Annotated in this window: 14 protein-coding genes; 10 read left to right on the top strand and 4 right to left on the bottom strand. The window is 74.3% G+C overall.

Going from position 1 to position 20,490, the window contains the following annotated elements:
* The first annotated feature begins 223 nt into the window (after positions 1-223).
* The 5 genes from ACZ6EM_RS13260 (at position 224) to ACZ6EM_RS13240 (ending at position 5,710) form a co-directional block, all read left to right on the top strand.
* Positions 224-1,759 (top strand): flavin monoamine oxidase family protein, encoded by a 1,536-nt coding sequence (locus ACZ6EM_RS13260; RefSeq protein WP_465772385.1) that lies wholly within the window; start codon positions 224-226, stop codon positions 1,757-1,759.
* Positions 1,756-3,207: a glutamate-cysteine ligase family protein gene (locus tag ACZ6EM_RS13255; protein WP_465772384.1), complete on the top strand. Its 1,452-nt coding sequence runs from the start codon at positions 1,756-1,758 to the stop codon at positions 3,205-3,207. Before ACZ6EM_RS13260 ends, ACZ6EM_RS13255 begins: the two co-directional genes overlap by 4 nt.
* 154 nt (positions 3,208-3,361) lie before the next feature.
* Entirely contained in the window at positions 3,362-3,631 is a 270-nt protein-coding gene (locus ACZ6EM_RS13250) for a hypothetical protein (protein ID WP_452177822.1), read from the top strand.
* The gene (locus tag ACZ6EM_RS13245; protein WP_401051810.1) at positions 3,628-4,833 is read left to right on the top strand and encodes an MFS transporter; all 1,206 of its coding nucleotides are present in this window, start codon (positions 3,628-3,630) and stop codon (positions 4,831-4,833) included. Before ACZ6EM_RS13250 ends, ACZ6EM_RS13245 begins: the two co-directional genes overlap by 4 nt.
* 139 nt (positions 4,834-4,972) lie before the next feature.
* The gene (locus ACZ6EM_RS13240) at positions 4,973-5,710 is read left to right on the top strand and encodes a methyltransferase domain-containing protein (RefSeq protein WP_452177821.1); all 738 of its coding nucleotides are present in this window, start codon (positions 4,973-4,975) and stop codon (positions 5,708-5,710) included.
* A gap of 21 nt (positions 5,711-5,731) precedes the next feature.
* Here the strand turns inward: ACZ6EM_RS13240 and ACZ6EM_RS13235 are convergent, their stop codons facing one another.
* Entirely contained in the window at positions 5,732-7,105 is a 1,374-nt protein-coding gene (locus ACZ6EM_RS13235; protein WP_401051805.1) for an FAD-binding oxidoreductase, read from the bottom strand.
* A 328-nt stretch (positions 7,106-7,433) separates the two neighbouring features.
* Here ACZ6EM_RS13235 and ACZ6EM_RS13230 point away from each other — a divergent pair, with 328 nt between their 5' ends.
* The 5 genes from ACZ6EM_RS13230 to ACZ6EM_RS13210 all read left to right on the top strand — a co-directional run bounded on the left by ACZ6EM_RS13230 (position 7,434) and on the right by ACZ6EM_RS13210 (position 13,159).
* Complete coding sequence (locus ACZ6EM_RS13230) at positions 7,434-8,279, top strand: ferritin-like domain-containing protein (RefSeq protein WP_380545078.1); 846 nt, start codon at positions 7,434-7,436, stop codon at positions 8,277-8,279.
* 178 nt (positions 8,280-8,457) lie between these two features.
* The gene (locus ACZ6EM_RS13225; protein WP_452177820.1) at positions 8,458-10,359 is read left to right on the top strand and encodes a RiPP maturation radical SAM C-methyltransferase; all 1,902 of its coding nucleotides are present in this window, start codon (positions 8,458-8,460) and stop codon (positions 10,357-10,359) included.
* Entirely contained in the window at positions 10,359-10,991 is a 633-nt protein-coding gene (locus ACZ6EM_RS13220) for a DUF5825 family protein (RefSeq protein WP_452177819.1), read from the top strand. The genes ACZ6EM_RS13225 and ACZ6EM_RS13220 overlap by 1 nt, the downstream gene beginning before the upstream one ends.
* A 3-nt stretch (positions 10,992-10,994) precedes the next feature.
* On the top strand, positions 10,995-12,317 hold the full coding sequence (locus ACZ6EM_RS13215) for an MFS transporter (protein WP_359912541.1): 1,323 nt from the start codon (positions 10,995-10,997) through the stop codon (positions 12,315-12,317).
* Positions 12,318-12,406: 89 nt separating this feature from the next.
* Positions 12,407-13,159, top strand: a complete 753-nt coding sequence (locus tag ACZ6EM_RS13210; protein WP_401053852.1) for an SDR family oxidoreductase — start codon at positions 12,407-12,409, stop codon at positions 13,157-13,159.
* A 54-nt stretch (positions 13,160-13,213) separates the two neighbouring features.
* Here ACZ6EM_RS13210 and gndA read toward each other — a convergent pair whose 3' ends face one another.
* From gndA to ACZ6EM_RS13195, 3 genes are all read right to left on the bottom strand, one after another.
* Positions 13,214-14,668: an NADP-dependent phosphogluconate dehydrogenase gene (gene gndA / locus ACZ6EM_RS13205; RefSeq protein ID WP_452177818.1), complete on the bottom strand. Its 1,455-nt coding sequence runs from the start codon at positions 14,666-14,668 to the stop codon at positions 13,214-13,216.
* A gap of 161 nt (positions 14,669-14,829) precedes the next feature.
* A complete protein-coding gene (locus ACZ6EM_RS13200; RefSeq protein WP_465772383.1) occupies positions 14,830-16,167 on the bottom strand; it encodes an MFS transporter in 1,338 nt (445 codons plus the stop codon).
* 153 nt (positions 16,168-16,320) lie between these two features.
* Positions 16,321-20,490 (bottom strand): non-ribosomal peptide synthetase (locus ACZ6EM_RS13195; RefSeq protein WP_465772382.1); only part of this gene is annotated, 4,170 nt, incomplete at its 5' end.

Below are 20,490 nucleotides of genomic sequence, written 5' to 3'. Positions count from 1 at the left end.
GCGCCCACTACGGTCCTACGGCCCCCCGCACCGGCCGGGTTCACCGCCCCCGCCCGGCCCGCGGCGGCCGGACGTCGCCGCCCGGGCCCACCGGGACGGGGCCGGGCGCGCCAGGACGGGGCCGGCCCCCACCCGTCACTCGCATCGGCGCCGCGAAGTGGCATGCCCGGGGTGCCTGGCCGAGGCTGGGGCGGGGGTCCCGCCTCAGAGGGGTACGGTGCCGATGTTCGAGACGAGCTTTGCCTTCCCGCGTTCGCTGGAGGAACCGGTGGCCGGCGCCCGGGGCCGGGTGGCGGTGGTCGGGGCGGGCGTCGCCGGGCTGGTGTGCGCCTACGAGCTGCAGCGCCGCGGATTCGACGTCGTCGTGTACGAGCGGGCGAACCGGCCGGGCGGGCGGGTGCGCACCCACCGCTTCTGGGACGGCACCCACGTGGACCTCGGCGCCATGCGCATCCCCGGCAACCACCACTGCGTGCTGCACTACGTCTCCCGGTTCCGGCTGGCGACCCGCCCCTTCGTCAACGCCAACCCGCACGCCTACTACCACCTGCGCGGCCGGCGGGCCCGGGTGCAGGACGTCGCGACGCTGTTCCCCGCGTACGAGCTGCGCCCGGCCGAGCGGCAGCCCCCGGGCCCGGTGCTGGACCACCTGCTCGGTTCGGTGTGGCGCACCCTGACCGTGGAGCAGCAGCGCCGCACCCTGGAGGGCCACTGGGACGACCCGGCGCTGGAGCGGGCGGCCTCGGTGTCGCTGTGGCAGTTCGTCCACGAGCACCTGTCGCAGGACGCCTGGGACCTGGTCGGCCACGCCACCGGCCTCGCCCACTACGAGCAGTCCTCGCTGCTGGAGGTGCTGGTCGACTACTTCGGCCTGTTCCACCGCGGGCAGGTCGAGCTGGTCGACGGGCTGGAGGCGCTGATCCACGCCTTCGTCGGCTCGCTGCGCCCCGGCACGCTGCGGCTCTCCACCCAGGTCGACGAACTGACGCTGACCACGGACGGCGTCCGGCTGCACGGCCGGCGGATCGGCGCCCGGCTGCACGAGGACGTCGACTACGTCGTGTGCTGCGTCCCGGCGCCCGCGCTCGACCGGATCACCGTCACCCCGGGCCTGCCGCACGCCCAGCGGCACGCCATCCGCGGCATCAGCTACGCGAGCAGCATCAAGACCGTCCTGCACCTCACCCGCCGCCGCTGGGAGCTGGAGGACGGCATCCACGGCGGCGGCAGCTTCACGGACCTGCCGATCCAGCAGTGCTGGTACCCGTCGGACAACGCGGTGCGGGCGAAGAAGGACGGGGTCAACGGCAGCTCCGGCCCCCGCTGGGCGGTGCGCGACCCGCTGCGCTCGGCCGAGCCGACGGCCCTGCTCGGCGCGTACCTGTGGGGTGCCAACGCCCGCCGCTTCGCCGCACTGGAGCCGGCGGACCGGGACGCGCTGGTGCTGGACTGCCTGGAACGGCTCCACCCGGGCATCACGGGGGACGTGGACGACATCGTGCACTGCAACTGGGACGTGCAGACCGGCATGGGCGGCGGCGCCTTCGCCCACCTGACGCCCGGCGAGCACACCCGCTACCTGTCCGTGCTCGGCTCCCCGCACCCGGCGGGGCAACCGCGGATCTTCTTCGCCGGCGAGCACCTGTCCGGCGCCCACGCCTGGTGCCAGGGCGCGGCGCAGTCCGCCCTCGGCGCGGTGGGCGCGCTGCTCGACCGGGCGGGGCACCCCCGGGTCGTCACCCGGGTGGGGGCGGTGTGACGGAGGACGAGGCCCGTCCGGCGCCGGACCCCGCCCCGGCGCCGGACCTCGCGGACCCGAACCCGACGGACCCGGGCCCCGCCGCGGACCCCGCCGCGGGCCCTGGCCCGGCACTCGGCCGGGCCGAACTGCTGGCCCCGTTCCGGCCCGGCCGCGGCGAACTGATCGGCATCGAGGTCGAGTGCGGCCTGGTCGACCCGGTCACCGGACTGGCCGCCCGCTACGACGGCGAGCGCGGCGTGCTGGCCGTCCTGGAGGCCGTGCTGGCCAGGTGGGGCGGCGAGCGGCAGGAGGACGCCGGACGGCTCACCGGGGTCCGGCTCCCGGACGGCAGCCAGATCACCCTGGAGCACGGCGGCCAGATCGAGTACTCCTCGACGCCCGTCCCGTCCGTGGCCAGGGCGGTGGACGACATGCGCGCCGCCCTGGAGCAACTCGCCGAGCTGGTCGGCCGGTTCGGCCTCGCCCTGCTGCCCGGCGCCTACCTGCCCTTCGACCGGCTCGCCGACATGCGGTGGGTGCCGATAACCCGGGGCGCCATCATGCGGGACTACTTCACCGGGCTCGGCGAGCCCGGCAGCCGCGCCCGGTACGTGATGGCACTGTCGCTGTCCACCCAGGTCACCCTGGACTACCTCTCCCCCGCCGACTTCACCCGCAAGCTGCGGATGCAGACCGCCGCCGCCCCGGTGATCTCCGCCCTGCTCGTCAACTCGCCTCTACAGGAGGGAAGTTCCTCCAGCGAGCGGCTGTCCCACCGGTGCTGGGCCTGGCTGCGGATGGACCCCCGCCGGGGCGGAGTGCTGCCGCCCGCGCTGCGCCCCGACGTCACCGTCGGGTCCGTCGTCGACTGGGCGCTCGACATCCCGCTGATCCACTACCGCACCCCGGACGGCCGCTACCACCCGGCTCCACCCGGGCGCACCTTCGCCGAACTGCTCCGGCACGGCTACCCGGACGGCTCGCGGCCGACCCCGGCCCACTGGAGGGCCCACCTCAACCAGCTCTGGACCAGCACCAGGGTCCGCGACACCCTGGAGCTGCGCGCCTCGGACGGCCCGCCGTACCCGTTCGTCCCGGCCGTCCCGGCGCTCTGGGCCGGGCTCAGCTACCACCCCGCCTCCCTCTCCGCCGCCTGGGAGCTGCTCGGCCGCTACACCCTGCACGACCACCGGGCGGCGCTCGCCGAGCTGCCCGCCCTCGGCCTGGCCACCCGCCTCGGCGGCGACCCGGTCCGCCCGCTGGCCGCCGAGCTGCTGCGGCTGGCCCGGGCCGGCCTCGCCGCCCGGATCGCGGCCGGCCTCGAACCGCCGCACGTGCTCGGGTACCTGGACCCGCTGGAGGAGATCCTCGCCACCGGACGGACCTTCGCCGAGCAGTGCCGCGAGCGCTGGCACGGGGACCTGCGCCGCGACCCGGCCCGCTACGTCGCCGCCTACCGGGTCTGACGCCCCGGCGGACCCCGCGGCGGACACCTCCGCGTCAGCAGTTCGTCAGCGCGGTGTCAGCAGCCCGTCAATCCGGCCCGCGGCGGCCGCGAACCGGCGGAAGCTGGACGGACCGCACCTGCACGACCCGCAGGTCCTCCCGGAGGTGAGCCGCATGTCCGTCCTCGCTGGGTTCCGTTCCGTCGTCCCCGACGTGCCCCGCCACGGCCACGGCCTGCGCACCGCCGTCGCGCGGGTGCTGGACCGGCTGGCCGCCAGCCCGCTCGACAACACCGTGCTCGGCGCGATCGGTACGCCCCGCCCGGCCGGCCGCCCGTCCGGCCCGCGCGCCCGGCGGCGGCCCGGCGCGGACCGCCATTCGGCGCAGCGCTCCCCCGCACGGCACGGCCCCGACCCGGGGTGCGCGCCTATGGTGGGCGAATGACCGATCGTCGGACCGCCCGGCCCGGCGTCGCCCGGGTGGGGTACCTCGTCGCCGCCGCCGCTTTCGCCGTCTGCATGGCGGGCACCACCCTGCCCACCCCGCTGTACGGGCTGTACCAGGAGAAGCTCGGCTTCTCCGAGCTGACGGTGACGGTCGTGTTCGCGGTGTACGCCTTCGGTGTCATCGGCGTCCTGCTGCTGATCGGCAACGTCTCGGACTCCGTCGGCCGCCGGCCCGTGCTGCTCTGCGGGCTGGTCTGCTCGGCGGCCAGCGCCGTGGTCTTCCTCACCGCGGACAGCGTCGCCCTGCTCTGCCTGGGCCGCCTGCTGTCCGGGTTCTCGGCCGGCCTGTTCACCGGCACCGGGACGGCGTACGTGCTGGAACTCGCCCCGCCCGGGCACCGGGCCCGCGCGGGCTTCGTCGCGACCGCCGCCAACATGGGCGGGCTCGGCTGCGGGCCACTGCTGTCGGGCGTGCTCTCGCAGTACGCACCCAACCCCCTGGTCCTGCCGTTCGTCGTGCACCTGGGGCTGCTGGCCGTCTCGTTCGCGCTCACCTGGCTGCTGCCCGAGACGGTCCCCGGGGCCCGCCCGCTGCGCACGGCCCGGCCCGACCGGCCGTCCCTGCCGCCGGAGGTCCGGCGGGTGTTCGTGCCGGCCGCGGTCGCCGCCTTCGCCGGCTTCTCCCTGCTGGGCCTGTTCACCTCGGTCAGCCCCGCCTTCCTCGCCGTCGACCTGGGGGTCCACAACCGCGCGGTGATCGGCCTGGTGGTCTTCACGGCCTTCTTCGCCTCCACCCTCGGCCAGCTCCTGGTGCCCCGGCTCGGCACCGCCCGGGCGATCCCGCTGGGCTGCCTGGTGCTGATCGCCGGGATGGCCCTGCTGGCCGCCTCGCTCGCCCGGGAGACCCTGCTCCCGCTGGTGCTCAGCGCCCTGGTGGGCGGCGCCGGGCAGGGCATGGGCCTGCGCGGGGCGGTGGGCGAGGTGGCCGCGGCCGCTCCCGCCGAGCACCGCGGCGGCGCCCTGTCGGCGCTGTTCGTGGTCGCCTACTTCGGCATCTCGGTCCCGGTCATCGGGGTGGGCCTGCTCACCGGACCGCTCGGCCTGGCCCAGGCGGGTCTGGTCTTCGCCGCCTGCATGGCCGTGCTCGCCGCCGCCTCCGGCGTCTACCTGCTGCGCCAGGCGCGCCGCGTCGGGAGCTGACCCCCGCGCGCCCCCGTACACGCCCGTCGCGCGCCGCCCGCGCACGCCCGCCGGGTGCCGCCCGCACCCGCTTGCCGCGCGGGCCGGGTGCCGATAGACACGAGCCAGATACCTTGCGTGACACCCGGAGGTCCCCGCCATGAGCGTGACGAGCCGCTACCTGGACGCCTGGGAGGCCTTCTGGCGCGATGCGCCCGGGGAACCGGGCGCGGTGATCTGGGACGCCGAACCGGCCCTCGGTGCCGAACGCCACCTCACACTGTTCCGCCCCCACCTGGCCGACCCCGCACTGCCCGTCGTCGACCTGGGCTGCGGCAACGGCACCCAGACCCGCTTCCTCGCCGAGCACGTCCCGCTCGCCCTCGGGGTCGACCTGTCCGCCGCCGCGGTGGACCGCGCCCGGCGCGGCGACCCCGCCGGGCGGGCCGAGTTCACCCGGTTGGACGCCACCGACGCCGAGGCCGTCCGGGCCCTCCACCGGCGCCTCGGCGACGCCAACGTGTACGTGCGCGGGGTGATCCACCAGAGCGAGCCGGCCGACCGCCAACGCGTGGCCGAAGGCATTCGCATCCTGCTCGGGGCCCGCGGCCGGGCCTTCGTGTTCGAGCTCGCCGAGGCGGCCAAGGGCGTGCTGGAGGCGCTGGTCCGCGGCCCGTCCGGCCCGCCCCCGAAGCTGCGCCCCGTGTTCGCCCACGGGCTCGCCCCGGCCGAGGTCGCCGACGCGGTCTTCCCCGAGCTGTTCCGCGCGGCCGGACTCGACGTCCTCGCCACCGGTGAACTGCCGCTGGCCACCACCGAGTCCACCCCCGACGGCGCCCGGATCGAGCTGCCCGCGCACTGGCTGGTCGCCGGGCCGCGCGGGTCCGCGCCGCTCTGAGCCCGGCGCGGCCGACCGGCCCTACTCGGGCCGGATGTTCAGGTTGCCGCGCAGGACGTTCGCCGGGTCGTAGGCCTTCTTCACGGCCGCGAGCCGGGCGTAGCGCTCCGGGCCGTAGATCTCCCGTGCCTTCCGGTCGCCCTCGCCCTGGACGTAGTTGGCGTACGCCCCGCCGGTGCCGAAGGCCTCCAGGCCCTCCACCGTCGCCCGCGACCAGGCGATGTGCTCCGCGTCCCGCGCCGGGTCGGTCCAGTGCGCCTCCGCCGTCACCTGGTAGGGCGCGGCGCGGCCGGGGAAGGCGGAGTCCTCCTCGGGGACGTCCGCGATGGCGCCGCGCAGGAACTCGAAGTCGATCGAGCAGAGCAGGGACGGGTTGGCCCTGGTCGCCTCGACCAGCCGGGCCACGGCCTCGGGCGAAAGATCCTGGAGGTAGCGGGACTTGACGAAGTAGCGGTCGCCCTTGGGCTCGCTGCTGTCGCCGAGCGCCTGCAGCTGCGGGTAGGTCATGGGGATGCTGACGCGGGCCGCGGGCCCGACCTCCCGGTAGAGCGCCTCGGTCCGCGCCCGGCCCTCCTCCGGGTCCCCGGTCCACACCGCCAGGAGCAGCAGCGCGTGCCGCCCCCGCAGGTGCTCCGGTATCCACTCCTGCTCGCCCGCGCGCTTCAGCCCGCCGACGACGTGCAGGCCGGCCGGCTGCCGCGCGGTGTACGCCCGGTAGGCGGCCAGGGCCTCGGGGACGTCGTCCAGCGCGTGGACGCCCATGCTGAAGAGCGCCGGTCCGACCGGGCGCAGCCGCAGCGTGAAGCGGGTGACCACGCCGAAGTTCCCGCCGCCGCCGCGCAGCGCCCAGAGCAGTTCGGGGTGGCTCTCCTCGGTGGCCTCGACCACCGAGCCGTCGGCGAGGACGACCTCGGCGGCGAGGATGTGGTCGCAGGTCAGGCCCCAGCGGCGGGCGAGCCAGCCGTATCCGCCGCCGAGGGCCAGTCCGCCCAGGCCGGTGTGGGAGATGACGCCGGCGGGGCAGGCCAGTTCGTACGGGGCGGTGGCCCGGTCGAGGTCGCCGAGCAGGCAGCCGCCCTGGGCCTCGGCGGTGCGGGCCCCCGGGTCGACGGTGACGGCGCGCATCGGCGACAGGTCGATCATCAGCGCGCCGTCGGCGACGGCGCTGCCGCCGACGTTGTGGCCGCCGCCGCGGACGGTGACGTCGAGGCCGTGGGCCGCCGCGTGGCGCAGCGCCTCGCTCACGTCCGCCGCGGTGCGGCAGCGGGCGATGCGGGCGGGGCGGCGGTCGTGCATCCCGTTCCACACCGCGCGCGCCTCGTCGTACCCGGCGTCGCCGGGGCTCAGCCAGTGCCCGGGCGGTGTCGCCCGTGGCAGAACGTCGTCCTCCGGCATGGCGGCACCCCCCGTGATCGATGCATGGCGTACACACGATAGGTGGCCCGTCGACACTGTGTGCGTGAAGATTTGATGATCCATCAGATTTCGGCCATCCTCCGTTCCGGGCCGAACCCTCCCGGACGGGTCACGCCGGCGACCCGGCCGGCCCCGATCGCCGCTGGTCAGCCTCGGACCGCCCGGCGGATCGCTCAAGTCCCGCAGCCGACCGGGATCTTGGCGCATTTGCGGGGCCGGAGCGACGAAAGCGCTCGAACAACGGGGCCCGCCGTGTTTTGCTTCCCTGCACATGACATCGGTCGGCACGACGGCAACGGGGTGAGGGATGGCTGGGACCGAAGGCGCTCCGGACCGGCCGCGTCCGTCGGGCGTGGCCCGCTACCGCACCCGCGGCGTTCCCGGCCTGCACGACCGCTTCATCCGCGACGCCCGCTCGCACGACTGGGAGCCGGCCGAGGTGGTCCACCGGGCCCTGCGGGACCGGACCGCGACCGCCCAGCCCTCCGAGCTCTCCTGGCTGCTCGCGAGCGGCAGCACCTACGCCGAACAGGTCGGCATGGACGTGGCGGCCGGCCTGCTGCACGCCTGCCCCGAGGGCGACATGAAGCTGGTGCTGGCCACCGCGGTGGCCGACGAGGCCAAGCACTCGGCGGTCTTCCACCGCTACGCGCACGCCGTCGCCGGGTCGGTCAAGGATCCGGGCGACGCCGTCGAGGAGTTGTCGCGCGACCTGTGGTCCCTGGACGACTACACCGCCCGCTTCCTGGCCCACACCCTGGCCGAGGGCTTCGCCGCCGACGAGTTCCGCTGGTTCGACGAGGGCCTGCGCGAGGAGGGCCTGGGCGAGGTGTACCGGCTGGTGCGCCGCGACGAGTCCCGCCACGTCGCGCTCGGCATGGCCTACCTCACCCACGGCCCCGGCGCGGATCGACTGCGCCGCATGCCCGCCGAGTTGCTGCTCGCCGCCGAACAGGTGGTGCTGAAGCACAACGACGTGGACAAGCTGGCCTCGCTGGTGCACCGGCTGCTGCCCGGTACTCCGGCACCACGGGTCGCCGCCTGGCTACGGGCGCGACACGCCACCCGCATGCGGGTGCTCCTGAACGTCCGGGACGACCGGCAAGAACTGTCCCGGCGCCGAAAATCCACGCGAGAACACATGGAGGTGTGATGGAGATCAAGAAGGTTGCCGTCCGCGCTGAGACCAAGGCGGCCAACAAGTACAGCGTGAGCACACGTCGCGCGAGCAAGTAACGAACACTGGTTCATACCGAGGCGGCCGCACCCCCGGTGGTGCGGCCGCCTCTCCACTGTCCTCTTCACCGTCCGAGAGTCCGAAAGGCCAGGGAATGCGTATCGCGCTCGTCTCCATGCCGTGGCAGGCCCTGGAGATGCCGTCGCTCCAGGTCGGTCTCCTGCACGCACTCGTCGCCCGGGAACGGCCGGCCGACGAGGTCGCCGAGTACCACGGGTGGCTGCGCTGGGCCGAGTTCCTGCTGGAGCACAGCGACGGCGAACTGACCCCGACGGAGTACATGACCGTCGCCGACGACCAGGTGTTCGACGGCTTCGGCGACTGGGTCTTCTCCGGCAGCCTCTACGACGACGACCAGTGGGGCACCGAGCAGCTCACCGCCTACGCGGCCCGCACCGGATCGTCGATCGACAGCCTGCTGCGGATGCGCCCGCACGCCGCGCGGTTCATCGCCGAGGCCGCCCGGGAGGTGCTCGCCACCGACCCCGACGTGGTCGGCATGACCACCACCTTCCTGCAGAACGTGCCCTCGCTCGCCCTCGCCCGGGAGATCAAGCGCCTGCGGCCCGAGGTCGTCACCGTGCTGGGCGGCAGCAACTGCGACAGCGTCATGGGCCACGCCCTGCACCGCAACCACCCCTTCCTGGACCACGTCGTGCGCGGGGAGGCCGAGAGGACCTTCCCGGCGCTGCTCGCCCACATCGAGCGCGGCACGGCCCCCGCGGACGTCCCCGGGGTCTGCTGGTGGGACGGCGGCACCTCGCGTGCCAACCGGGAGGCCAAAGGCACCGTTCCGATCGGACTGCTGCCCAGCCCCGACTTCGACGCCTGGCAGGAGTCCTTCGACTCCTCCCCGGTGGCCGAGTTCGTCGAGCCCAAGCTCGTGGTGGAGGGTGCCCGCGGCTGCTGGTGGGGCGAGAAGCACCACTGCACCTTCTGCGGGCTCAACGGCAGCCTGATGGAGTTCCGTTCGAAGAACGGCGAGCAGCTCTGGTCCGAGATCGAACGGCTCGTCCAGCGGCACAAGTTGCTCGATGTCATCACGGTCGACAACATCATCAGCATGGACTACTTCCGTGACTTCCTGCCACGGGCCGCCGACAGCGGGTGGGACCTGCGCATCCACTACGAGGTGAAGTCGAACCTCAGCCAGGACCAGATCGCCCTGCTGGGCCGCGCCCGGGTCACCCACGTCCAGCCCGGCATCGAGAGCCTGAACAGCCGGGTGCTCGGTCTGATGGACAAGGGGGTCACCGGCGCCCGCAATGTCCGTACCATGCGGGAGTGCGAGAACCACGCGCTCACCTGCGTCTGGAACTACCTCTACGGGTTCCCGGGCGAACGCGACGAGGACTACACGGAGATCATCGACCAGATGCCCGCCCTGCGCCACCTCCAGCCCCCGGGCGGTGCCACCCGCATCGCGCTGGAGCGGTTCAGCCCGCACTTCACCAACCCCGCACTGGGCTTCACCGAGCGCCGCCCCGCCGACATCTACCAGCACGTCTACCAGCTGCCGCGGGAGGAACTGGAGGACCTGGTCTACCTGTTCGACGCCCCGGCCACCGGCATCCAGGGCGAGCTGGAACGACGGCTGGCGGAGGAGATCGACCGCTGGACGGAGGCCTACCCGTCCTCCCGGCTCCTGCTCGAACCGGCCGCGGACGGCGGCGAGGAGGGGGACCTGCTCGTCCACGACGAACGCGAGGGCTGGCCGCGGCGCACCCACCGGCTGACGCACTGGCGGGCCGCCGCGTTCCGCGAGCTGGAGCACGGCCGCACGCTCCCCGCCCTGCACCGCCGCCTGGCCGAGGCCGGGTACGAGGTCCCGCTGGACACGCTCACCGACTGGGGGCGCGAACTCCTCGCGCACGGACTGGTGTTCAAGGACGACGACACCCTGCTCGCGCTGCCCACCCGGGCGGTGCCGGTCCGCGCCCCCGACCTGGACACCGCCTTCCCGGCCGCCCTCCCCACCCCCGAGGAGGTGGCGTGATGCCGATCGCCAAGCCCTCCCTCGCGGCGCCGGACCTGCCGGACCTGCCGGACACGGTCCCCCACCGGCTGGACGGCCGGCTGGTCGTCCTCGCCGCGCCGGTCCCCCTCGGCGCGGGCGGGCGGCCCGCCGCCGAGGCCGTCCGGCTGCTGCGCGAGTGCCAGAGCCACGTACTCCCGGTGCGGTGGTCCCTGGCCCCGGACGACCCGGCGCTGCGGGACCCCTCCGCCGCCGACTTCGCCCTCCACCACCTGCACCACCTGCCGCCGCCCTCCCCGCAGGCCCCCGGGACCGCCGAGCCCGCCGGGGCCGCGGAGGCCGGACCCGCCCTGGCCGAGTGGCGCTCCGCCTACGCGTACGGGCGGTTCTACTACCGGCAGGGACCGGGCTTCCTCCAGGTCAGGGACCGTCGGGACCCGGACGCCTCGGCCCGCTTCGCGCTCGACCACCCCGACCTGGTGGCCACCTTCCGGGCCTGCCTGACCCCCACCGCCCTGGACGACCTCAGCAGTACGGGCCGTGAGGCCGTGTCCGTCCTGGCGTCCGAAGGCCTCGTGCTCGTCACGCGGGGCTGGGCGGTGACACTGCCTCCACGCATCCGCCACTGGACCGTGCCCGACACAGGAGTCTGATACATGGGATCTTCCACGGCCGAGGAGTCGTCCGTACCCGCGGAGTCCGGCCCGCCCGCGACCCCGCCCCCGGCCCCGGAATCCGTGCCACTGCGCCGGCACCGTCCGCTGCTGCTGCTGGTCACGGAGCAGATGACCAGCTCGGTGGGACGCCAGGTCACCGCGCTGGCACTGCCGCTGCTGGCCATCGCCCACCTGCACGCCGGCCCGCTGGGCGCCTCGGCGCTGATGGCGATGACCTACCTGCCCGGCGTCCTGCTCAGCCCCCTCATCGGCGTCGCCGTCGACCGGGCCCGACTGCGGCGGATGCTGGTCTCGCTGTCCTGGCTACAGGTCCCCGCCATCGGCAGCGTGCCGCTCGCGGCCGCGCTGGACGGCCTGACCTGGCCGCACCTGTTCGCCGCGGCCGCCGCCTCCGGGGCGCTGAACTCCGCCCAGAGCGTCGCGCTGCAGTCCTGTCTGCCCCGCGTGGTGCCCGCGGAACGCCTGCTGCCGGCCAACTCCTCGCTCACCGGCGCCCGGACCATCGGCCTGATCGGCGGGCCCGCGCTCGGCGGCCTCCTGATCAGCGTGATCGACCCGGCCCCGGCGCTGCTGGTCGAGTGCGCCGCCTACCTCGTCGGCGGGGCCCTGTTCCTCGCGCTGCCGACCTCCCTGAACCGGCCGGCGAACGCGGGCAGCGGCGCGCGCTCCCGCCTCGAAGCCCTCCGGGAAGGCCTGGCGGTCATCCGGCGCGAGACCCTGCTGCGCCGCCAGGCCCTGGCCGCGGCCGGACTCAACCTGGGCGGCGGGGCCGGCGGCGGCCTGTTCGTCCTGTACGCCGACCGGGAACTGCAGCTGCCCCCGTGGCAGCTCGGCGCCGTCTACGCCGCGTACGCCGTCGGGATGGGCTCCGGTGTGCTGGCCGCGACCTCCGTCACCCGTTCGCTGGGCATGGCCCGGGCCATCCGGCTGTGCGCCGTGGGCGCGGGGGCCGCCCTCTTCCTCATCCCGGCGGCCTCCCTGGGGCTGCCCTTCCCGGTCCTGGTGCTGTACCAGCTGCTGTTCGGACTGCTGGCCACCGTCTGGTCGATCGCCATGACCACGGGACGCCAACTCGTCACCCCCGCCCACCTGCTGGGCCGCGTGAACGCCTTCCTCCAGGCCGTGCTGACCGCCACCCTGCCCGTCGGCGCCTTCGTCGGCGGGTGGCTGGCCTCCCGGGTCGGCATCGTGCCGGTGCTGGTCGGGGCGGCGGCCGTCGCCCTGGCGGGCGCGAGCAGCCTCTGGTTCCCGCGCGACATGCTCGCCGAGATCGAGCGGGCGGCGGAGCGGAAGAAGGCCTGAGCCCGCCCCCGGGTCCCGCCGGCCCCTGAGCTCCGTCGTCCCCGCACCCGTCGTCCCCGCACCACGTCCCCCGAGGAACAGGAGGCCGCATGTCCGGCGCAGCGGGAACCGTGCTCATCACCGGAGCGAGCAGCGGCATCGGAGCGGCCACCGCACGCCGGCTCGCCGCCCGCGGGCACGACCTGGTGCTGATCGCCCGGCGCGAGGAGCGCCTGAAGGCGCTGGCCGCGGAGCTGTCCGCCGACCACGGCACCGCCGCCGTCGCGGCGCCCCTGGACCTGGAGCGCACCGACGAACTGGCCGACGCGCTGACGGACGTCCTCGCGGCCCTGCCCGGCCCGCTCGCCGGCGCGGTGCTGGCGGCCGGGCACGGCCGCGGCCACGGACCGGTGCGGGAGGCCGACAGCACGCCGTGGGAGTCCCAGCTGCGGGTCAACCTGCTCGCCCCGATGATCGTCACGCGCCTGCTCCTGCCCGAACTGGACGCCCGGGGCGGGGACCTGGTGCTGGTCGGCTCCCTGTTCGGCACCCGGCCCTCGCCCGGCTACGCGGCCTACGCCGCCACCAAGCACGGGCTGGCGGGCTTCGTCCGCTCGCTCGCCGAGGAGGAACGGCCGCCCGGCGGCTGCCGGATCTGCCTGATCTCCCCCGGCGCCACCAACACCGAGTTCGCCTCGGTCCTGTCCGGGGCCGCGGCCCCGCGCGTCCACGAGGTCACCGACTGGCCGTACCACCCGCTGCTCGCCGAGGACGTGGCGGCCGCCGTCGCATGGGCGATGGGCCGCCCCGGCCACGCCCGGATCGCGGAGATCACCCTCGACGCCACCGACGCCCGGTACTGAGCCGCCCCGGTACCGAGCCGCCCCGAACGCGCGGCCGCGACGGCCGGTGACGCGCTACGCCGTCCCGCCGTCCGTCCGCACCTCGGGGCGACCGGGCTCGGCCCAGCGCGTGTGGAAGCTGCCCGGACGGTCGGTGCGGCGGTAGGTGTGGGCGCCGAAGAAGTCGCGCTGCCCCTGGATCAGCGCGGCGGGCAGGTGCTCGCTGCGCAGGGTGTCGTAGAAGGCGAGCGCGGCGGAGAACGCCGGCACGGGGATGCCGTGCTGGGCCGCGCCGGCCACCACCGTGCGCCAGGCCGCCTGGGCGTCGGAGACCTCGGACGCGAACCGCTCCTCGGCGAGCAGGCTGACCAGGTCGGGGTTGGCGGCGTGGGCGGCGCGGATCCGGTCGAGGAACGCGGCGCGGATGATGCAGCCGCCGCGCCAGATCCTCGCCACCGCCCCCAGGTCGATGTCCCAGCCGTACTCGGCCGCGGCGTCGCGGATCATGGTCCAGCCCTGGTCGTAGGCGATGACCTTCGACGCGTAGAGGGCCTGTTCCACGTCGCGGGTGAAGCGCTCGGCCTCGTGCGGGCGCAGTTCCTGCCGGGTCCCCCCGGGCAGCGGCCGGTAGGCCGCCCGCAGTTCGGCCCGGGCGGAGGCGACCCGGGCGAAGGTGGCCTGGGCGATGGCGGTGACCGGGGACCCGAGGTCGAGGGCGGTCTGCACCGTCCAGCGTCCGGTGCCCTTCTGCTCCGCGGCGTCCTGGACGATGTCGACGAAGGGCCTGCCGGTGGCGGCGTCGGTGTGGGCGAGCACCTCGGCGGTGATCTCGATCAGGTAGGAGTCGAGCCGCCCCTTGTTCCAGTTCCGGAAGGTCTCGGCGATCTCGGCCGGGGTGTACCCGCCGACCTCCCGCAGGAGGTGGTAGGCCTCGGCGATGAGCTGCATGTCGGCGTACTCGATGCCGTTGTGCACCATCTTCACGAAGTGTCCGGCCCCGTCGGTGCCGATGTGGGTGCAGCACGGATCGCCGTCCACGTGGGCGCTGATCCGCTCCAGCATCGGGCCGAGGACGGCGTAGGACTCGGCGGAGCCGCCGGGCATGACCGAGGGGCCGTGCAGCGCGCCCTCCTCCCCTCCGGAGACGCCGCTGCCGACGAAGTGGATGCCGCGTTCGCGCAGCGCCCGCTCCCGGCGGCGGGTGTCGGCGAAGTGCGCGTTGCCGCCGTCGATGATCATGTCGCCCGCTTCCAGCAGCGGGGCGAACTCCTCGATGACCTCGTCGGTGGCCTGCCCGGCCTTCACCATGATCAGGAGCCGGCGGGGCCGTTCCAGCGCGGCCACCAGCTCCGGCGGCGATCCCGCCGGGACGAACGCGCCCTCGTGGCCGAACTCCTCGACCAGCGCCGTGGTCCGTCCCGGCGTGCGGTTGTGCACCGCGACCGTGTAGCCGTTGCGGGCGAAGTTCCGCGCCAGGTTGCGGCCCATCACCGCGAGCCCCGTCACGCCGATCTGTGCGGATGCCTCCATGGGCGGGTGCTTCCTTCCTCGGGGAGTTCCCCGGCCGGGCCCGCGGGTCCTGCGCCGCGGCCGCCCGGGCCGGCCGTACCCATGCTCACAACCCGCGCCCTCCCGCCGCGCGGGGAACTCCCCCGTTCAGGTGCCCCGGGCCCGCGGCGACGCCCGGCGACTCAGCGGACCGCCTCGACCGGCTCCGGGTCCGCCTCGGGATCCGTCTCGGGATCCGTCTCGGGGTCCGTCTCCGGCCGGCGCACGGACATGTGCCCGGTCGGCAGGTCCCGGTGGCCGCGGATCGGGGAGCAGTAGAGGAAGAGGGCCGCCGCCGGTACGCCCGCGGTCAGGATCCACAGGGCCGGGCGCAGACCGAGCCAGGTGCCGAGCGCGCCGCCGAGCACGGCGCCCAGCGGCATCGTGCCGTAGTTGAGGAACGCGGAGCTCGCGACGAGCCGGCCGAGCACGCCGCTCGGGCAGTAGCTCTGGACGAACCCGGACTTGAGCACGTTGCCCGCCACCACGCCGATCGACACCCCGGCGTAGGCGAGGACGACCATCGTCAGCCCCCAGCCCCGGCCGGCCAGCGGGATGAGCAGGGCCAGCGCCGGCAGCACCAGCTCGAACATCAGCAGGGAGCGGCCGGTGCCCAGCCTGGCGCTGACCCGGCGCACGACGAAGGCTCCCAGCACGCCGCCGACACCGCTGACCATCGCCAGGCTGCCGATCGTCCCGGAGGACAGGCCGATCTCACGGACCAGGAAGACCACGGTGAGCGACTGGTACCCGGACAGGGCGAGGTTGGACGCCGCTCCGAAGAGCGCCAGGCTCCGCAGGAAGGGGTCGCCGAAGAGCAGCCCCAGTCCTTCCCGGATCTCCTTGGCCATGGCGCCGCGCGGTCTTTCGAGCCGCTCGGGGGCGGCCTCCCGGTGCCGGATGCCGACCAGGCAGAGCGTCGCGAGCAGGAAGGTCGTCGTGTTGACCAGCATCCCGTTGGCCGCGCCCGCGAGTTGGATGAGCAGGCCGCCGCAGCCGAGCCCGACGATCTGCGCGGCGGAGGCGCTGCCCTGGAGCTTGGCGTTGCCCTCGGCCTGGTCCTCCGGCTTCACGAGGTCCGGCAGGTAGGCGGTGTACGCGGTCTGGAAGAACACCGTGGCGGCGCCCGCGAGCAGGGCCACGAGCAGGAGTTGACCGACCTTCAGCGCCCCTGCCCAGGCCGCCACGGGAACGCTGGCGAAGAGCGCGAAGCAGACGATGTTGGCCCAGAACATCACCTGCCTGCGCCTCAGCCGGTCCACCCAGACCCCCACCGGCAGCCCGATGAGCAGCCACGGCACCCAGGGCGCCGCGCTCAGCAGGCTCACCTCGAAGGTGTCGGCGTGCAGGGTCGAAACGGCGATCAACGGGACGGCGAGAACCGTGACCGACTGACCGAAGCGCCCCGCGGTCTCGCCTAACCAGAGGAGCCGGAAGTCCCGGTGGCGGCGGAGCAGGCCACCACGTGTGTCGTTGCCCATCGATCGCTCCAATGTCTCAAGGAAGGGAAGCCGAACCGTCCGAAGCCGCCCGCCGGCCGGGCCCCCTCCCGCTCGCCGGGCGGTACCGGGACGAGTGGGAGGGCCGTCGCGCGGCCCGTGTGCCGACCGGCACACGGGCCGCCGATCCAGCAGCTAGGACCCGTCGCGCTCGCCCGCGAGCCGGGCGGCGAGGACCGGGCCGATCTGGGCGAGCTGATCCGGCCTCGTCATTTCACCATGCCGTCCGGTCACCCGGTGCACCTCGATCCGGCCCGTGACGTGGGGCTGCCAGTCCTCGGGCCGCACCGGGGGGAGCGGCTCCTCCCTGGTCGCCTCGAAGAAGAGCACATCGCCCCTGAACGTACGGGACTTGAACGAGTCCAGCACTGCGATGTTCCCGAGGAAGACCCTGGCCATGGCCTCCAGCGTGGCGTCGTCGAGCAGTGCGAACGGACCGTCCGCCGCCGCCGCGGAATCCGGGTCGTAGCCGAGCGACTCCAGGAGCGCCCGCACGGCCTCCTCGCCGCTCAGCGCCTCGGCCGACCCGGCCGGGGTCCCGGTGCCACCGGCCGGGAAGCCGTCCATCAGGGTGAGGACCTCGATCTCCTCGCCCTCCTCCTGGAGCCGGACGGCGAGTTCATGGGCCACGACCCCGCCGAACGACCACCCCAGCAGCGCGTACGGGCCCTGCGGCTGCACGGAGCGGATCAGTGCCAGGTAGTCGTCGACCATGGCGTCGAGGCTCTCCGGAACGGCCTCGGGGGCCAGCAGGCCGCGGGCCTGGAGACCGTACAGGGCACGGTCGCCGTCGAGGTGGCGGAGCAGTCCCGAGTAGACCCAGCTGATGCCGGCCGCGGGGTGCACGCAGAAGAGCGGCCGGGCCGCCGGGCCGCTGCTCCTGCGCAGCGGCAGCAGGGTGGCGAGGGCGCCGTCGCCCTGCCCCGCGTCGTCCAGCCGTCCGGCGAGGGCGGCGGCGGTGGGGGCGTCGAAGACGTCCCGGATGCCGATCTCGGCGCCGAGGGCGGTGCGGATCCGGCTGATCAGCCGGGCCGCGAGGAGCGAGTGACCGCCCAGGAGGAAGAAGTCGTCGTCGATCCCCACCGACGGCACCCCGAGGACCTCGGCGAACACCGCGCAGAGGATCTCCTCCTGCGCCGACCGCGGAGCCCGCCCGCCGCCGCCCGCACCGGCGACCGGCGCCGGCAGCGCCCGCTGGTCGAGTTTGCCGTGCGACGTCATCGGCAGCGCCTCCAGCACCACGACCGCCGACGGCAGCATGTGGCGCGGCAGCCGCCCCGCGGCGAAGCGTTGCAGCTCCTCCGGGTCGGCCTCCCGGTCGGCCACCGGCACCACGTAGCCCACCAGGCGCTGGTCCCCCGGCCGGTCCTCCCGCGCCACCACGGCGGCCTGCGCCACCGCGTCGTGCGCCTGCAGCACCGCGGCGATCTCGCCCGGCTCGATCCGGAAGCCGCGGATCTTCACCTGGTCGTCCGCCCGGCCCACGTACTCCAGGGCGCCGTCGGCCCGCCACCGCACGAGGTCGCCGGTGCGGTACATCCTCTCGCCCGGCGCCCCGAACGGATTCGCCACGAAGCGCTCGGCGGTCAGGGCCGGCCGGCCCACGTAGCCGCGCGCCAGGAGCTCCCCCGCGATGTACAGCTCGCCGGGGACGCCCGGCGGGACCACCCGCAGCCGGTCGTCCAGGACGAACAGCCGGGTGTTGCGGATCGGCCGGCCGATGACCGGCCGCTCGTACGCGCCGATCACGGCGTTCGTGCTGTACACGGTGCACTCGGTGGGACCGTACTGGTTGTTGCCGGCCACCCCGGCCCGCCGCAGGTCCGCCCAGAGCGCCTCGTCGACCGCCTCGCCGCCGACGTCGACGATCCGGGGGCGGGAGGAGCGCTCCGCGGAGAGCATGCCCAGCTCGATCAGCTGCCGGCAGTAGGTCGGGGTCGTCTCGATGTAGTCGATCCCCTCGGCCTCGATGTAGTCGACCAGGAGTTCCGGCGTCCGGCGCGTCCCGTCGTCCACCAGGTGCAGCTCGTGGCCGTCCAGCAGCCAGAAGAGCAGCAGCCAGCTGGCGTCGAAGGTCGTCGCCCCGATCATGGCGGCGCGCAGGGGGCGGCCGGCGGAGGCGATGTCGGCCCGGTAGACGTCCTCCCGGTGGCTGTGGACGAGGTTGGCCAGCGAGTGGTGCTCGATGAGCACGCCCTTCGGCTTCCCCGTCGACCCGGAGGTGAAGATGGCGTACGCGGAGTGCTCCGGGCGCAACGGCGAGAGCCGATCGGCGTCCGACACGTCGGCGTCGGACCGGCCGGCCAGTTCGGCGCCGACCGCGGGCTCCGCCAGGTCCAGCAGCTGCGGCACGCGCCCGGCGAGGCCCGCGAACCGCGCGGCGGTCCCCCGGCCGGTGACCACGAGGGCGGGCCCGCAGGTGTCCAGCATGTACGTGACCCGCTCGACGGGGTACTCCGGGTCGACGGGGACGTAGCAGGCGCCGGCCTTCAGGATCGCCAGCAGCGAGACGATCAGGTCGGTGCCCCGCGGCAGCAGGACGGCCACGGTCTGCTCCGGCCCCACCCCGCGGTCGATCAGCAGCCGCGCCAGGCGGTTCGCCCGCGCGTTCAGCTCACGGAACGTCAGGGCCTCGCCCTGGAAGACGAGCGCGTTCGCGTCCGGCATCCGCCGGACGCTCCCCTCGAAGATCTCCGGGACCGGTCGGGTGTCCGCCGGGACGCGCCCGGTGTCGTTCCACTCCACGAGGATCCGCCGGCGCTCGGCCGGGGTCAGGACGTCGACCGCCTCGATCGACCGGTCCGGGTCCGCGACCACGGCGGCCAGCAGCCGGAGCAGGCGGTCCGCCAGCAGGCTCATGGTGGTGTGGTCGAAGAGGTCGGTGGCGTAGTGCAGGACGGCGAGGATGCCGGCGGGCGCGTTGGAACCGTCACGGTTCTCGACGCAGGTCAGGTTGAGGTCGAACTTGACCGGCGGCGTCCCGAAGGACTCGGGCTGCGCGGTGAGGCCCGGCAGCAGCAGGGTGCCCTCGTCGTTGTTCTGCAGGACCAGCATCACCTGGAACAGCGGGTGCGTGGAGCTGGAACGGACGGGGTTCAGCTCCTCCACCAGCCGCTCGAACGGCAGGTCCTGGTTGGTGAACGCCGCCAGGTCGGTGTCACGGACCCGGCCCAGCAGCTCGCCGAAGGTGGGGGCCTGCGACACGTCGGTCCGCAGCACCAGCGTGTTCACGAAGAACCCGACCAGCTCGTCCAGGGCCTGGTCCGAGCGCCCGGCCACGACCGTGCCGATCGGGATGTCCGTGCCGGCGCCCAGCCTCGACAGCAGCGCCGCCAGCGCCGCGTGCAGCACCATGAACAGAGTGACCCCGTGACGGCGCGCCAACGCGTCGAGTTCGGCGTGCAGTTGGGCGTCGAGGTGGAACTCCAGCAGCTCGCCCTCGTGCGAGGCGCTGGCAGGGCGGGGGCGGTCGAAGGGCAGAGCGACCTCCTGCGGCGAGCCCTTCAGCGCCTCCGCCCAGTAGGCGAGCTGCTGGTCCATGGTCTCGGCGAGCTGATCGTGCTGCCACAGGGTGTAGTCGGCGTACTGGACGGTGAGCGGCTCCCACTCCGGGGTGAGCCCGGCCAGCCGGGCCCGGTACGCCGAGGCGATGCCCGACCAGAGCGGGCCGGAGGACCAACCGTCACTGGCGATGTGGTGCAAGGTCAGGACGAGGACGGACTCGTCCCCGCCGAGGGTGAACAGCGCGACCCGCAGGGGGAGTTCGGAGGCCAGGTCGAAGGTGGCGAACGCCTCGGCCGAGATCCGCTCCGCGACTTCGTCCGCCGTGCACGGCTGGACCCGGAACGGGACCTGGGCGGCGTCTGCGGGCAGAATCAGCTGGCGGGGCTGACCGTCGTGCGCGGGATAGATCGTGCGCAGGGCCTCGTGCCGGGCGACCACGTCACCGATCGCCGCGCGCAACGCCTCAATGTCCACCGTGCCGTGCAGGCGGAACGCGAAGGGGCTGTTGTAGGTCGCGGAGGCGCCTTCGAGCTGGTCCAGGAACCAGAGTCGTTGCTGCGCGAACGACAGCGGCAGCACCTCCGGCCGCGCGCCCGCCACCAGCGCCGGACGGGCCGGGCCACCGTCCTTCAGCTTCTCCACGACGCCCACGACGGTCGGGTTGCGGAACAGGTCACGGATGCCCAGCTCGGCGTTCAGGGCGGTGCGGATCCGGCTGATCAGCCGCGTCGCGAGAAGCGAATGACCGCCCAGAGCGAAGAAGTTGTCGTCGATCCCCACCGACGGCACATCGAGCACCTC

Source organism: Kitasatospora sp. NPDC041917, assembly GCF_055589745.1.
This window is presented reverse-complemented; position numbering and strand designations above follow the sequence as displayed.